Genomic DNA, 13,956 nt, shown 5'->3' with positions numbered 1-13,956 from the left:
TGTTTCTTGCTCATGGTAAACTCCTAATGAGTATGTATAGTTTACCAAGTTAAACCCTCCTGTTTTTTAAGCACACATCAAGTAGATCGTGGCTATCGATTAGCATGTAGTTCAAATTGTGGTTATATCTTTTGGAATAATCCTGTTCCAGCAATTGCCGTGTTAATCAAATATCAAGACAAATATTTAATCGCGCATAACAAAATATGGCCAAAAGGACTCTATTCCACAATATCAGGATACCTGAAAGAAAAGGAAACTACTTATGAGTGCACCTCTAGAATCACCAGAGAAGAGCTTGGCTTGCACGTCATAAAAAGTAAAATTATAGATACTTTCACTGACACAGAAATGAATCAGTTAATTATTGCCGTGTTAGCCGAATGTGATGGTGAAATATTATTAAATCGCGAGACAGATGGCACCAAACTTTTAACAGCAGATCAATTAAAACAATTCGATGTCGGTTCTCTTAAATTATTAGCAGATATAATTGATTCATGTGAAAATTTAAAGCTGTTTAATAAATATAATTTTTTCAAAAAATATCATTTAAATTTTTTAGAGCCAATTTATAAAAAATTAACATCTCTTTAGATTGCTATGTCGTGTTAGCTTAATCAAACCGTCCAACTTTCGAGGGGCAGATCATTCTTGTGGGTTTTGACCATAACCAAAAATCAAAGACTCCAAATAATTAGCCCACTCCTGCATCATCTCTCGGCGATTGTTTAGAAACTTGGTTCGGTTGTAGGCTGTACCATTATTGTCTTTTACCTTATGGGCTAACTGGTGCTCAATAAAGTCTACACGCTGCTCTAGAATCTCATCCAGCATGGTACGTGCAGTTGCCCTAAAGCCATGTGCCGTCTGTTCACCACCATAGCCCAAGCGTTTTAACGCGGAGTTGATGGTATTGTCAGAAATAAAGGTTTTACCATCCCGCCCCACAAAAATGTATTCGCTGTATGGGTGCAAATCAATAATTGACTCAATCAAGTCAAAGGCCTGATCTGACAATGGCACAATATGAAGCTGCTTAGTTTTACTGGCTGTAAACTTAAAGCAACGCTCTTCACGATAGAAATACTCCTTTTTCAGCTTGCGGATCTCCCCAGGCCGCTGAAATGTGAGCACGGAGATTTTTAACGCCACCTGCGTAGTAAGTAGGCAACGTGTATAAAGTTTGGAGTAGTTCCAAATTTTATTCAGCATCGGAGCCAAGTCCTGCTCTTCTGTCACGGCTGCAAAGTTTCCACCCTGTGGTTTTGGTAATTCAATATCTTCAACTGGATTATATTGGATCAGCTTTTTCTTACGTGCTGATTTAAAGATTTGGTTGAGGTCTGATTTAAGTCGTTTGGCAACAGACAAAGCCCCACGCTCAATAATACGCTTAAAGACCTTAATCTCAAGGATTTCTAAGGTAAGCTGAGGAAAGGTTAAATCACCAACGTAGGGATAGACATCGTGCTTTAAACGACGGACTGTTTCCTCATCCTGCTTTTGTTCTAACTCACGTTTATATAGCCATGCTTCTGCAACAATACGAAAGGTATTTTCTGCTTCTTTCTGTTTCTGAGACTTAGTCTCAATCCGCTCCATCGCTGGGTCAATGCCCTGCTTGATGAGTTTCTTATATTCATCACGAATAGTTCGAGCATCATCCAGTGAAACTTCAGGATAAGTACCCAAAGATAAATCGTTACGCTTACCTAAGAATGGGCGTGTATAATTGAATATCCAGTACTTGCTACCACTCTGATCAATACGCAGGTACAAGTTTCCACCATCTGACAACTTATACATCTTGTCAGGATCAGGTTTAGCTTTTTTAACTTGTAAAGCACTAAGTTTGTTGATTCCACGAGTCGCCATAATTCAGACATAAAAAAATGCAGTAAGAAATAATCTTACTGCATTTTTTACTACTTTATAACTACCGATTGGCGTAGCGCGTCACGGCTTGTTATATCGTATATTTCCAACTTTAACCTTACAAATCATAAACTTATATAGTGTTAAACAGTGTCAGAAACTTGAATTTGGCGGAAGCGGTGAGATTCGAACTCACGGAGGACTCACACCCTCGTCGGTTTTCAAGACCGGTGCATTAAACCGCTCTGCCACGCTTCCATGTGCGTAAGAATACAAAGCTTGCCCTCTTTATTCAAGAGAAATTTAACTGCAATGTATTCAAATGCATAATGTTTCATCAATTATTAGAGTTTAGCGGCCAATTCTGCCCCTTCGCGGATTGCACGCTTGGCATCCAGCTCACCTGCTAACTTTGCACCACCAATCACATGATATTTTGCCAATGTGGTTTCATTCTCATGCGGTACTAAATCTTTTACTGATTCCTGACCTGCACACACCACAATGGTATCCACACGCAATAACTGGTCATGGCCATTATGCTCAACCCATAAGCCTTCGTCAGTTACAGCCTTATATTGCACACCGCGCAGCATACGCACAGCATGCTTTTTCAATTGTGCACGATGCACCCAGCCTGAGGTTTTACCCAAACCAATACCCAAAGGCGTTGTTTTACGTTGCAATAAATAAATCTGACGTACAGGCATTTCAACTTCTGGACGTTGTACACCGCCTTCAGAAATATAATTAGGGTTTGGATCAACGCCCCATTCGCGTTGCCATTCTGCCAATGGTTGTGGCTGTGGTTGATGGGGTGGTTTTAGTAAAAACTCTGACACATCAAAACCAATACCACCTGCACCAATCACAGCAACCTTATGTCCAACCTTAGCGCCTTTTAGTACTTCTGCATAAGACAAGACTTGTGGTGCATCACTACCCTGAATTTTTAAGGCGCGTGGCACTACGCCCGTTGCAATCACTACTTCATCAAAGCCTTCACGTTCCAACTGTTCACGATTGACCTTTGTATTTAAGCGAACATCCACACCTGTCTGTTTGAGTTGAACTTTAAAATAACGAATGGTTTCATGAAATTCTTCTTTTCCAGGAACAACTTTCGCTAGATTAAACTGACCGCCCACATCATTATTGGCTTCAAACAAGGTTACGGCATGACCACGACTTGCCGCCACTGTTGCAGCCGACATGCCTGCAACACCACCACCCACAACCGCAACACGTTTTGGTTTCTTGGTTTTGATATAAACCAGTTCAGTTTCAAAACATGCCTGTGGATTGACTAAACAAGAGACACGCTCATTTTTAAAGGCATGATCCAAACACGCCTGATTACAAGCGATACAGGTATTAATTTCATCCACACGGTTGGTTGCAGTTTTATTGACCCAGTATGGATCAGCAAGGAATGGTCGTGCCATTTGCACCATATCCGCCTGTCCTGAAGCAACAATCTCTTCAGCAACATCTGGCATATTGATACGGTTTGACGCAATCACTGGTACTGAAACATGCTGTTTAACTTCGGCGGTATAATCCACAAATGCAGCTCGTGGAACTGAAGTGACAATAGTTGGAATACGCGCCTCATGCCAGCCAATTCCTGTATTTAGAAGTGTGATTCCCGCTTTTTCCAATGCTTTGGCAATAACGATCACTTCCTGCATGGTGTTGCCATCATGCACTAGATCAAGCATGGACAGGCGGAAACAAATAATGAATTTTTCACCAACTTTGGCACGAATCGCCTTGACGATTTCCACGGGAAAACGCATACGGTTTTCAATATCGCCACCCCAACGGTCTGTACGCTTGTTGACATGACTGCTCAGGAATTGATTGATCAAATAACCCTCAGAACCCATGATTTCCACGCCATCATAGCCTGCCTTTTTTGCCAGACTTGCACAACGGGCATAATCTTCAATAGTTGCCAAAATCTGGGCATCTGACATTTGACGCGGTTTAAAAGGATTAATGGGTGCCTGAATTGGGGATGAAGAAACCGAAAATGGATGATAACCATAACGACCTGAATGCAGGATTTGCATCAAGATTTTTGCGCCATGCTTATGCACAGCATATGTAACCAGACGGTGATGAGGAATATCTGCCAGACTGTTCATGGTACCGCCCGCAGGTAATAACCAACCTTGACGGTTGGGTGAAATCCCACCCGTGATGATTAAGCCAACCCCACCTTTGGCACGTTCACCAAAATAAGCAGCAAGTTTAGGATAATTAAAAAAACGATCCTCCAAGCCTGAATGCATCGATCCCATGACCACACGGTTTTTAATGGTCGTAAATCCGAGATGTAATGGCTTTAAAATATTTGCATAGCTAGTCATGATATTCCTTCTGTATTTATTGGCTTTGCAACTTGTTGCATAGTACTTTAACTGAATTTTTATATGTGTTTATGACTCTTTTCAAGAAAATGCTGACACCAAAGTCAAAAGTAATGTAACTATTTTGATTCCCAATCTAAAAAAACCAAAATCAAATGTATTAGAACATAATTTTTCTGCTTAGTTTTTCTTTCAGGAAAACAAGCTCCATGAAAAGTGTTACAATAGTTCCGATTTTTTATTCTCAAGACTACCTGTTCGGGGTCTTTACTCATAAAAGTTAGGACAAGCAATGACTGATAATGCAACTATCTTGCAGCACGTACCTGTAGGCAAAAAAGTTGGGATTGCCTTTTCTGGTGGTCTCGATACTTCAGCAGCTTTATTGTGGATGAAGCAAAAAGGCGCAGAGCCTTATGCTTATACTGCAAACTTGGGTCAACCTGATGAAGATGACTATGATGCAATTCCAAAGAAAGCTGAACAATACGGCGCAGTCAAAGCTCGATTAATCGATTGTCGTTTACAACTTGCGCTTGAAGGTATTGCAGCAATTCAATGTGGCGCATTCCACATTAGTACTGGTGGCGTCCCTTATTTCAATACCACACCTTTGGGTCGTGCAGTGACAGGTACGATGCTTGTGACGGCGATGAAAGAAGACGACGTCAACATTTGGGGCGATGGTTCAACTTATAAAGGCAACGATATTGAACGTTTCTATCGTTATGGTTTATTGACCAACCCTGCCCTTAAAATCTATAAGCCTTGGTTAGACCAAACCTTTATTGATGAGTTAGGCGGTCGTGCCGAAATGTCGCAATTCTTAATCGACAACGGCTTTGACTATAAAATGTCAAAGGAAAAAGCCTACTCAACTGACTCAAATATGTTGGGTGCGACGCACGAAGCTAAGGATTTAGAATATCTCAATGCTGGTATTAAAATCGTTGACCCAATCATGGGCGTTGCATTCTGGAAAGAAGATGTAAAAATTGATGCAGAAGAAGTGAGCATTACTTTTGAAGAAGGTTTCCCTGTTGCATTAAATGGTCAACGTATCGAAGATCCTGTTGAGCTGATCTTAGAAGCTAACCGTATCGGTGGTCGTCATGGTCTTGGTATGTCTGACCAAATTGAAAACCGTATCATCGAAGCGAAATCTCGTGGTATCTATGAAGCACCAGGTATGGCTTTATTACATATCGCTTACGAGCGCTTAGTGACTGGTATTCATAACGAAGATACGATTGAACAATACCGTATTAACGGTTTACGTTTAGGTCGCCTACTTTACCAAGGTCGTTGGTTCGATTCACAAGCATTAATGCTACGTGAAACTTCACAACGTTGGGTTGCTAAAGCGATTACAGGTACGGTGACTTTAGAATTACGTCGTGGTAATGACTACACCATCATGAACACTGAATCTCCTAACCTCACCTATGAAGCTGAGCGTTTGACCATGGAGAAAGGTGATTCGATGTTTACTCCAATGGATCGTATCGGTCAGTTAACCATGCGTAACCTCGACATTACTGATACCCGTGCAAAACTCGGTATCTATACTGAAACAGGTTTACTTGCTGTTGGCCAAGGTTCTGCAATTCCACAGCTAGAAAATAAATCAAAATAAAAGATGGGTAAATTAATTTGCCCACTTAAAAAGGCTGAATATTTGATTCAGCCTTTTTTTATTATTTGAAATAAAAAGTTAAATACTCAATCATTTCATTTATAGAACAATATGTCGCAATTAAAGACTATTTATCGTCATTATGAATCAATAATATAAGCATTAAGCAAAACATAATAATTGGGAGATGAAAGATGAATGCTTATCTACATCGTAGTGAAAATCGTGGTCATGTCAAAGCAGGCTGGTTAGACACCTATCATAGCTTTTCATTTGGTAGCTGGTATAACCCGAAATATATGGGTGTCAGTGCCCTTCGCGTGATCAATGATGATACAGTTGCTGCACATAATGGTTTCGGTACTCATCCCCATGACAACATGGAAATCTTAACCTGTGTACTTGATGGCACTATTTCCCATAAAGACAGTATGGGCAATGAAGGTCAGATCAATGCGGGTGAATGGCAATTGATGAGTGCTGGAACTGGGGTCACCCACAGTGAAATGAACAAGCATGATAAAGCGGTGCATCTATTACAGATTTGGATTCAACCGAATGTACAAGATGCCGAACCAACCTATCAGCAAATTCAGCTGAATCCAAAAGACCATCCAAACCAATGGCACTTGATTGCTGGTGATACATCTGCGCCAATGTCGATTCGTCAAAATGCGGAAGTGAAAACTGCTGTCATTGAAAAAGATCAACATTTAGAAATTACAGCACGAAAAAAAGTGAACTACGTGCATGTGATTTCAGGTGAAGTAATGATCGCCGATCATTTGGTTAAAGCAGGTGATGCTTTAGTATTCGATGAAACTGCAACCATTACTGCATTACAAGACAGCCAAATGATTTGGTTTGATCTACCTTAATTAAACTCAGTTTATCTTGTACCCCTTGCCCCTTATGGGGTACAAGCTTTTTCTAATCATTATTGCTGCTACTATCACAACTACTTGAGTCTGAGCTCGAATCATCATTTGAGCTACATTCATCAGAACGTCTGAAATCATTATTTTGAGAAGAATCACATGAGGAGGTTGTTGATGAATATGGCTGGCTATAATCAAAATTATCTTGTGTAGGATCAGTTTTCTTGGCAAAAAAGAACAATAAAATCAAAACAATAACAATCACTATAATCATAAATATCAGCATCACAATTTCCTATCGCTATCCTAATCCTTCTGACAAACTATAGCGTAAATTTGCTTTAAAAAATAATGGGCATTAAAAAAGCCCGATTAACGGGCTTTTCTACAACTTTGAACATTTTTAAAAACGATCTGAATCGTTTCGTTCGTTGTTAGCTGTGTATTCAGGTCATCATATCTTTGTTCATTTAGGCAAGATTTCTCTTAAATCCCAAATAGTATATGATTTCCCTACTGTTTAAATTATCACCAATTTAATAAGGAGTCAAGTGGTTTGAATGCATACTTATTTTGTACCTAAAGCACCACTCAGTCCCCAGAAAAAAGTCCAATCGGCTTTGTTGCATAAACCTATCTGTAAAGGCTTTTTCAGCGATATAATTTTCAAATGAAGAAGCCTACACACAAAATCTACCGCACAACCAATTGGGCCGCATATAACCAAGCACTCATGAGTCGCGGAAATATTGCCATTTGGTTTGATCCTGCTACGCAATGGTATGCGCCATCAAAAGGCAAACAAGGGCGAAATCAAACCTACTCCGACGCAGCCATCCAATGCTGCTTAATGATTAAATCCTTATTCCGTCTATCTTTACGTATGGTCACTGGCTTTGTGCAAAGTCTGATTAAACTTTGTGGATTAAATTGGACCGCACCAGATTACAGTACGCTTTGTAGAAGACAAAAGCATATTGATATTGCAATCAGCTACCAAAAAAGTAGCGATGGGCTGCATCTACTCATAGACTCTACAGGCATGAAGTTTCTAGGTGAGGGCGAATGGAAACGCAAGAAACATGGACCTGAATATCGTCGCCAATGGCGTAAACTTCATATTGGTATAGATGCTAAAACCCTACAAATACGAGCAGTTCAGCTTACAACCAATAATGTCAGTGATTCACAGGTGCTTGGTGATTTACTTAATCAGATTCCACAAGATGAGCAGATTAACTCTGTTTATACCGATGGAGCTTATGACACCAAGCAATGCCGTCAGGTCATTGCAGATCGGCAAGCGCATGCGGTGATTCCACCTAGAAAAAATGCGAAACCATGGAAAGATACAAAGAGCAGCTCGCTAGAGCGAAATGAATTACTTCGAACAGTTAAACGTTTAGGCAGGACACTATGGAAAAAATGGTCAGGCTATCATCGGCGAAGTTTGGTTGAAACTAAGATGCATTGCATCAAATTATTAGGAGATAAACTCAGTGCAAGGAGTTTTGATAGCCAAGTGAATGAGATCCATGCACGTGTAGCAGTCCTTAATAGATTTACGAAATTAGGTCGACCACTTACCCAAGTTACGCCTTAAATTCGGCTCAATTAGGGGCGCTTTGCATTTCAAATCTTTGTGCAACAAAGCTGTTTGAATAAAAACTTATCTATGTACCTTCAATTTTAAGCATGGTTTGATCCTATCTTTTCAAATAAATGGCCATGCAATACTCAGTAAAAATAATAGCCCTAATACGGCGCAACTCATTTGCCAAAAACGTAAAGGATCTCGTTCAATGATTGCTGGTGGTTTAGAGTTTAATAATTCTTTAGAAGGATGCATTAGATTATGAATGAGTTCAGACAAGGCCTCAAAACGATGTGTCGGTTCAATACTCAGCGCTTGGCCTAAAATTTTATCTAACCATATAGGTAAATCAGGCCGATATTTCCTGATGGAATGATATTGAACTTTTTTAAGCTGCTTTAAACTGTTACAGCGAGCTAAATCTGTGCCATAAGGTAATTGTTTGGTGAGTAAATAATAGGCCATGACCGCCAAAGAAAATTGGTCTGAATGTACAGATGGCGAATGATCAATAAAATACTCCGGTGCCATAAATGCTAAGGTCCCGGGTGGTCGATTCGCATTTTTAGGATTAATTTCGACCAGGCCTCTTACTGCTGTTGAACCATAATCAATCAGTTTAATTTTCATGGCATTTTCTGCATTTAAAACCATGATATTCTTTGGCCGTATATCCTGATGCAGCATCTCCAGCCGGTGCATTGCATTTAAAGCCAAGGCCGTTTGTTGCAAAATTGGTAAAATATCATCGAGCTTTAAAGGCTTTTCCTGGCGATGCAGCCATTGAGCCAAGGTTTCACCCTGCAAATATTCATAACATTGGAATAAATATTTTTTCTCAGTGTTATGTGGATAACAGTGCATCAGGTTGTCATGTTTCAGACGTTTCGATACCCAATCTTCGAGTTGAAACTGCTCTACGGCATTTTTATCTTGCTGTAAATCTACCCCCAAAGTTTTTATGACCAAAGGCTGCTGCTGAGTATCGTGTGCCAAATACAGGCAACTGCGATGATTTTGGTGCAAAATCTTATCAATCACATAACCTTCAAAAACTTCACCTTTACTGAGCTGTTGTGGAAATACATAATCCTGCTGAATATGAAACTGATTCAGTTCAGGCAACTGTTCTACACGGATCACCTGGAAACTTAAGTTATCATCACTGCCCTGTTCTAAAGCTTTTTCAACTAATCCTTTGGCAAGTTGATTTAAATCTGCATCTATTAAAGTTAAATCTAATAATTGTTGATCTGTGACAAATTCATAGACCCCATCGGTCATTAGTAAAAAAATATCTTTTTCTTTGAGTTCAATATTTCGATAATCAATTTCAATACGATAATCCGCACCTAAGGCTCGACTAAGATAATGCTCTTTGGAAGACAACCAGACACGATGATCATGGGTTAGTAATTCAATTTCATGATCGCGAATGCGGTAAATACGACTATCACCAACATGAAAAACATGGGCTTGTTGCTGTTTTAAAATCAGTGCAGATAAGGTACAGACATACCCTCGGTCTTTATCAAAACGTCCTTGACTTTGTTGAGTCTGTGCATAAAGCCATGAATTGGTCGCGCGGATCACTCGTTCTGCTGAAGTCTGTGTACTCCAGGCATCTGAAGTAGAATAATAGTCAGATAAAAAACTACCAACGGCTGTTTCTGCTGCAAGATGACTGACATTACTGCTACCGATTCCATCCGCTATAACACATGCAATACCTTTCTGTTTCAGCACATGTCCTTCGGGCAGATATACTCCATGGAAATCCTGGTTCTGTTGTTTAACTCCGGCAGTAGAATATTGCCCAATATTGACTTTTAATGTTTTTTTCATGCTGAAAGCTCAAAAAGGGATCTATATGATCCCTTTATAAAATGATGAATGTTAAAATTCTTTTTTAACACCAGTACGGACATGGGTGGTATAAAGTGCCAGACCTGTTAATGCCAAACCGCCCACCAGATTACCTAAAGCAACCGGCAGTTCATTCCATAGGAAGTAGTCAGCAATCGAGAAGTCACCGCCCATCATCATGGCAAATGGGAACAGGAACATGTTCACGACAGAGTGCTCAAAGCCCATGGCAAAGAACAGCATAATTGGCATCCACATGGCAATAAATTTGCCACTCACCGTAGTAGACATCATCGCGCCAATGACACCTAATGACACCATCCAGTTACACAGCATGCCACGGATAAAAATAGTCATCCAGCCGGCGAATCCGTATTCGGCATAACCTAATGTCCGCTCCTCGCCAATATGCGCAATTTTTACGCCGACAGGGTTTGGATCCGCTGCAAAACCCATGGTATAAACCGCTGCCATGAGCACCGCAACGACTAAACAGCCTGTAAAGTTCCCTACAAACACCAAGCCCCAGTTTTTTAGAATACGTCCCCATGTCACCCCTGGGCGTTTATCTAGCCATGCCAGCGGCGTAAGTACAAACACCCCAGTTAATAGGTCATAGCCCAATAAATACAACATACAAAAACCAACTGGAAACAGGAGCGCACCAATCAATGGTGATCCTGTTTGCACGGCTATGGTAATGGCAAATACCGCTGCCAAGGCCAGAATGGCCCCTGCCATAAAGGCACGAATCAATACATCACGGGTTGCCATATGCAATTTGGATTCACCCGCATCTACTACTTTTTTTGCAAACTCCGCAGGAGCAAGATATGCCATGTTGTCGTCCTCTTTTTCAATATACGGACCTGTTTTTCGAAAAAAAGACGCCTAAGATCATTGAAGACCTTAGGCGCCGTTGCCTTGAATATTAGAACAGGTAATGGTGAATGGCGTCGTTGCCATGTATATCGAAATATAAGCAAAAGCTATGCCACAAATAATTAACAATCACTTAAATATTCATTTTCTATTTAGCATGAACTCTAGAATGCTGTTGGCATGATATCTGCATTATGCGTTCTGCATACATTCATTTGAGAATAATTTGGAGAGGATTATGATTACCCATCGTCAACAAGTAACTGACATGATCATTTCAGCGAAAGTTTTAAAGTCAATTAAGTGGTCAGATGTTGCCAAAGAGATTGGTCTTTCTAAAGAATGGGTAACGGCTGCCTGCCTGGGACAAATGGCATTTAATAAACAGCAGGCAGAGAAAATTGGTCAGATTTTTGACCTTAGTGATGAGGCAGTAGCATGGCTGCAAATTGTACCTTACAAAGGCTCTTTACCGACCAGTGTGCCTACGGACCCTTTAATTTACCGCTGGTATGAAGTTGTAAATGTATATGGTTCGACTATTAAAGAGCTGATCCATGAAGAATTCGGTGATGGCATTATGAGCGCAATCGACTTCAGCATGGATATTCAGCGTGAGGAAAACCCGAACGGTGACCGGGTAAATGTCGTATTGTCTGGCAAGTTTTTACCTTATAAAACCTATTAATTAATCGTTTGATAAAGCCATCATATTGATGGCTTTTCATTTCTTCGTAAGGAGATCTTTTATATCACCGTCTTTATCCTTATTTAATTTTGACTATACACAGCTTCTGGGTATAAGAGAAACCGACATCAATATAGTGACAGTTATCAATCTGGGTATGTTTTTTCACAATGGTATGCCCTAAATAGGTTTTGAACTGAACCGTACCGGGTTTGTCGGAGACTTTTTTATTTAAGTTAGGCCACCTGACCTAACGGGTTAATCTTATCATAGTACATTGCTTCAAACTCAAAAGGCGACACATAACCCAGTGCACTGTGTACACGCTTTTTATTGAACCAATCTACCCAGTTTAGTGTCGCAAGTTGTACATCTGCTAAACCTTGCCAATCTGCTTTTAAATATTCAATCACCTCTGTTTTGTATAAGCCATTCACCGTTTCAGCCAGAGCATTATCGTATGAATCACCAGTTGTACCGACTGATGCTCGTAAATTTGCTGCTTCTAAACGATTGGTATACCGAATGGAAAGATATTGAACACCTCTATCTGAATGATGAATCACATTCTTTGGCATGCCTCGATCGTGCAATGCTTGCTCAAGTGCATCGAGTACCATATCTGTATTCATCCGTGTAGATACTTTCCATCCAACAATTGCTCGTGAGAACACATCAATAATAAAGGCGATATAGACCCAGCCTGAATGAGTTTGAATATACGTAAAGTCACCCACCTGAGAAGCATTGCTTCGCAAGGGTTTGGATGATCAGCATTAAAATTACGTTTCACTAAATCATCTGCCCGTTTTTGGTCATCTCGGTTACGGGTGGTTTGTTTATTCTTACCACGCCAAACACCTTGTATACCTAGCTTTTGCATCAATCGAGCAATTGTACAACGTGCAATAACAGAGCCTTCACGTTTCAGTTGTTGCCAGACTTTACGTGCGCCATATCGACCTGAACTGTCTTTCCAAATTCGTTTTATTTGTTCAGCATGATGAAGGTCATGCAGATCCCGTTTCGCTCGATGTTCTGGATTTACTGTGAGATCTAGAGTCCGGTAATAGGTTGAAGGTGCGATTGGTAAAATCCTACAAATCGCATCAACACCATATTGATCTTTATTGTTATGGATAAAATCCACCATTACTTGTGTGGGCGGTCGAGCTCCGCCTGGGCGAAAAAAGCGGCTGCTTTACGTAGAATTTCATTCGCACGTTGCAGTTCTTTATTTTCACGTTCGAGTTGTTTAATACGTTCTTGATCTGAAATTTGCTGTACTTTAATTGGGTTTTGTTGATCTAAGTTTTTTTGATACCAAACACTTAGAGTTTCAGGAGTACAGCCAATTTTAGGAGCAATTGCGGAAACTGCTGCCCAGTTCGATGGATAATCTTTTTCAGATTCAATCAATAATTGAACCGCTCTTTCTCTGATTTCAGGAGTATATTTTAATTTTGTCATCGGGATAGTCTCTCAGAATATTGACTCTCCGACAAACCCGGTACGGTTCATCCATTATTTTGGCTAGGATCACTTCTCCAAGACCAGAACGTGTAGAAATGGTGGCATTGAAGTATCCAGAAACTGCTATCTGGTTTCATCATCCAATTTGGAATATTTTCAATTTTGATTCACGTTCTGCTATTGAGACCGATAGAATCATACTTAGCTTAGCCCCTGAAGTTAGCCGTCATTTTCTTCATTTAGCTGAAAGATCTTCTTTTGAACTTAGGTTTGTAAAACGAATTTTTTATAAAAATAGTGAAATATTTGAATTACTAACAAAGTTATCTAAAAAATATCCTTTAGATACCCTAACAGTATTTATTTTGTTCTTGAATGAAGCTGTTGATATGAGCTATTCAGGATATTTTTTAAATCTTAAAATTTGTTCATTGACGGTATTAGGTCAAGTTTTTAATTTACCCCAATTACAGCTTCTGCCTTCTACTGTAAAAGAGTTTTTTGGAGCATATGTACATGCTATACCTTGTAAACATGTTGTTTTTATAGACGAGGTTGAACTTATCGAAAAATCTTTATGTCATTTGGGCAAAAGAGACGATCACTTTGATGTGTGCTTAAAAAACAGGAGGGTTTAACTTGGTAAACTATACATACTCATTAGGAGTTTACCATGAGCAAGAAAC

At 39.9% G+C, this 13,956-nt stretch carries 11 protein-coding genes, 1 tRNA gene, 2 pseudogenes and 1 other annotated feature; of the genes and pseudogenes, 6 read left to right on the top strand and 8 right to left on the bottom strand.

The features are described 5' to 3' along the window. The first annotated feature begins 159 nt into the window (after positions 1–159). Positions 160–597, top strand: coding sequence for an NUDIX hydrolase (locus M5121_RS14695; RefSeq protein WP_249571591.1), 438 nt, complete (start codon positions 160–162; stop codon positions 595–597). 51 nt (positions 598–648) lie between these two features. Here the strand turns inward: M5121_RS14695 and M5121_RS14690 are convergent, their stop codons facing one another. The 3 genes from M5121_RS14690 to M5121_RS14680 all read right to left on the bottom strand — a co-directional run bounded on the left by M5121_RS14690 (position 649) and on the right by M5121_RS14680 (position 4,253). After that, positions 649–1,878, bottom strand: coding sequence for a tyrosine-type recombinase/integrase (locus M5121_RS14690; RefSeq protein WP_087546599.1), 1,230 nt, complete (start codon positions 1,876–1,878; stop codon positions 649–651). Between the two features lie 168 nt (positions 1,879–2,046). Then, positions 2,047–2,136 (bottom strand) — tRNA-Ser (locus M5121_RS14685). 86 nt (positions 2,137–2,222) lie between these two features. Further along, positions 2,223–4,253 carry an FAD-dependent oxidoreductase gene (locus M5121_RS14680; RefSeq protein ID WP_249571590.1) on the bottom strand — a complete coding sequence of 677 codons (2,031 nt, stop codon included), beginning with the start codon at positions 4,251–4,253 and terminating at the stop codon, positions 2,223–2,225. Between the two features lie 292 nt (positions 4,254–4,545). Here M5121_RS14680 and argG point away from each other — a divergent pair, with 292 nt between their 5' ends. Both argG and M5121_RS14670 read left to right on the top strand, forming a co-directional pair. Further along, positions 4,546–5,889, top strand: coding sequence for an argininosuccinate synthase (argG, locus tag M5121_RS14675; RefSeq protein WP_087544004.1), 1,344 nt, complete (start codon positions 4,546–4,548; stop codon positions 5,887–5,889). Positions 5,890–6,083: 194 nt separating this feature from the next. After that, positions 6,084–6,767: a pirin family protein gene (locus tag M5121_RS14670; protein WP_087544002.1), complete on the top strand. Its 684-nt coding sequence runs from the start codon at positions 6,084–6,086 to the stop codon at positions 6,765–6,767. 52 nt (positions 6,768–6,819) lie between these two features. On the opposite strand, the gene M5121_RS14665 is transcribed toward M5121_RS14670, so the two are convergent. Continuing rightward, positions 6,820–7,053 carry a hypothetical protein gene (locus M5121_RS14665; RefSeq protein WP_087544001.1) on the bottom strand — a complete coding sequence of 78 codons (234 nt, stop codon included), beginning with the start codon at positions 7,051–7,053 and terminating at the stop codon, positions 6,820–6,822. A 384-nt stretch (positions 7,054–7,437) separates the two neighbouring features. Here M5121_RS14665 and M5121_RS14660 point away from each other — a divergent pair, with 384 nt between their 5' ends. Next, positions 7,438–8,370, top strand: coding sequence for an IS5 family transposase (locus M5121_RS14660; RefSeq protein WP_249571589.1), 933 nt, complete (start codon positions 7,438–7,440; stop codon positions 8,368–8,370). Positions 8,371–8,481: 111 nt separating this feature from the next. Here M5121_RS14660 and M5121_RS14655 read toward each other — a convergent pair whose 3' ends face one another. Continuing rightward, a complete protein-coding gene (locus M5121_RS14655) occupies positions 8,482–10,206 on the bottom strand; it encodes a bifunctional protein-serine/threonine kinase/phosphatase (protein ID WP_249571588.1) in 1,725 nt (574 codons plus the stop codon). Positions 10,207–10,257: 51 nt separating this feature from the next. Then, positions 10,258–11,067, bottom strand: a complete 810-nt coding sequence (locus tag M5121_RS14650) for a formate/nitrite transporter family protein (RefSeq protein WP_008303564.1) — start codon at positions 11,065–11,067, stop codon at positions 10,258–10,260. Positions 11,068–11,347: 280 nt separating this feature from the next. Here M5121_RS14650 and cynS point away from each other — a divergent pair, with 280 nt between their 5' ends. Next, positions 11,348–11,797, top strand: a complete 450-nt coding sequence (cynS, locus tag M5121_RS14645; protein ID WP_032037554.1) for a cyanase — start codon at positions 11,348–11,350, stop codon at positions 11,795–11,797. A 79-nt stretch (positions 11,798–11,876) separates the two neighbouring features. Here cynS and M5121_RS14640 read toward each other — a convergent pair. Together M5121_RS14640 and M5121_RS14635 are read right to left on the bottom strand one after the other, a co-directional pair. After that, positions 11,877–11,984: pseudogene (locus M5121_RS14640) on the bottom strand (metallophosphoesterase); the annotation flags it as partial. Positions 11,985–12,033: 49 nt separating this feature from the next. Next, a pseudogene (locus M5121_RS14635) lies at positions 12,034–13,267 on the bottom strand (IS3 family transposase). After that, positions 12,876–12,992, bottom strand: a sequence feature (AL1L pseudoknot). Its footprint overlaps the pseudogene before it by 117 nt. A 59-nt stretch (positions 13,268–13,326) precedes the next feature. On the opposite strand from M5121_RS14635, the gene M5121_RS14630 reads away from it, so the two are divergent. After that, positions 13,327–13,908 (top strand): hypothetical protein, encoded by a 582-nt coding sequence (locus M5121_RS14630; protein ID WP_249571587.1) that lies wholly within the window; start codon positions 13,327–13,329, stop codon positions 13,906–13,908. Positions 13,909–13,956 lie beyond the last annotated feature (48 nt).

This window comes from Acinetobacter sp. ANC5681 (assembly GCF_023488045.1).
Taxonomy (GTDB): domain Bacteria; phylum Pseudomonadota; class Gammaproteobacteria; order Pseudomonadales; family Moraxellaceae; genus Acinetobacter.
This window is presented reverse-complemented; position numbering and strand designations above follow the sequence as displayed.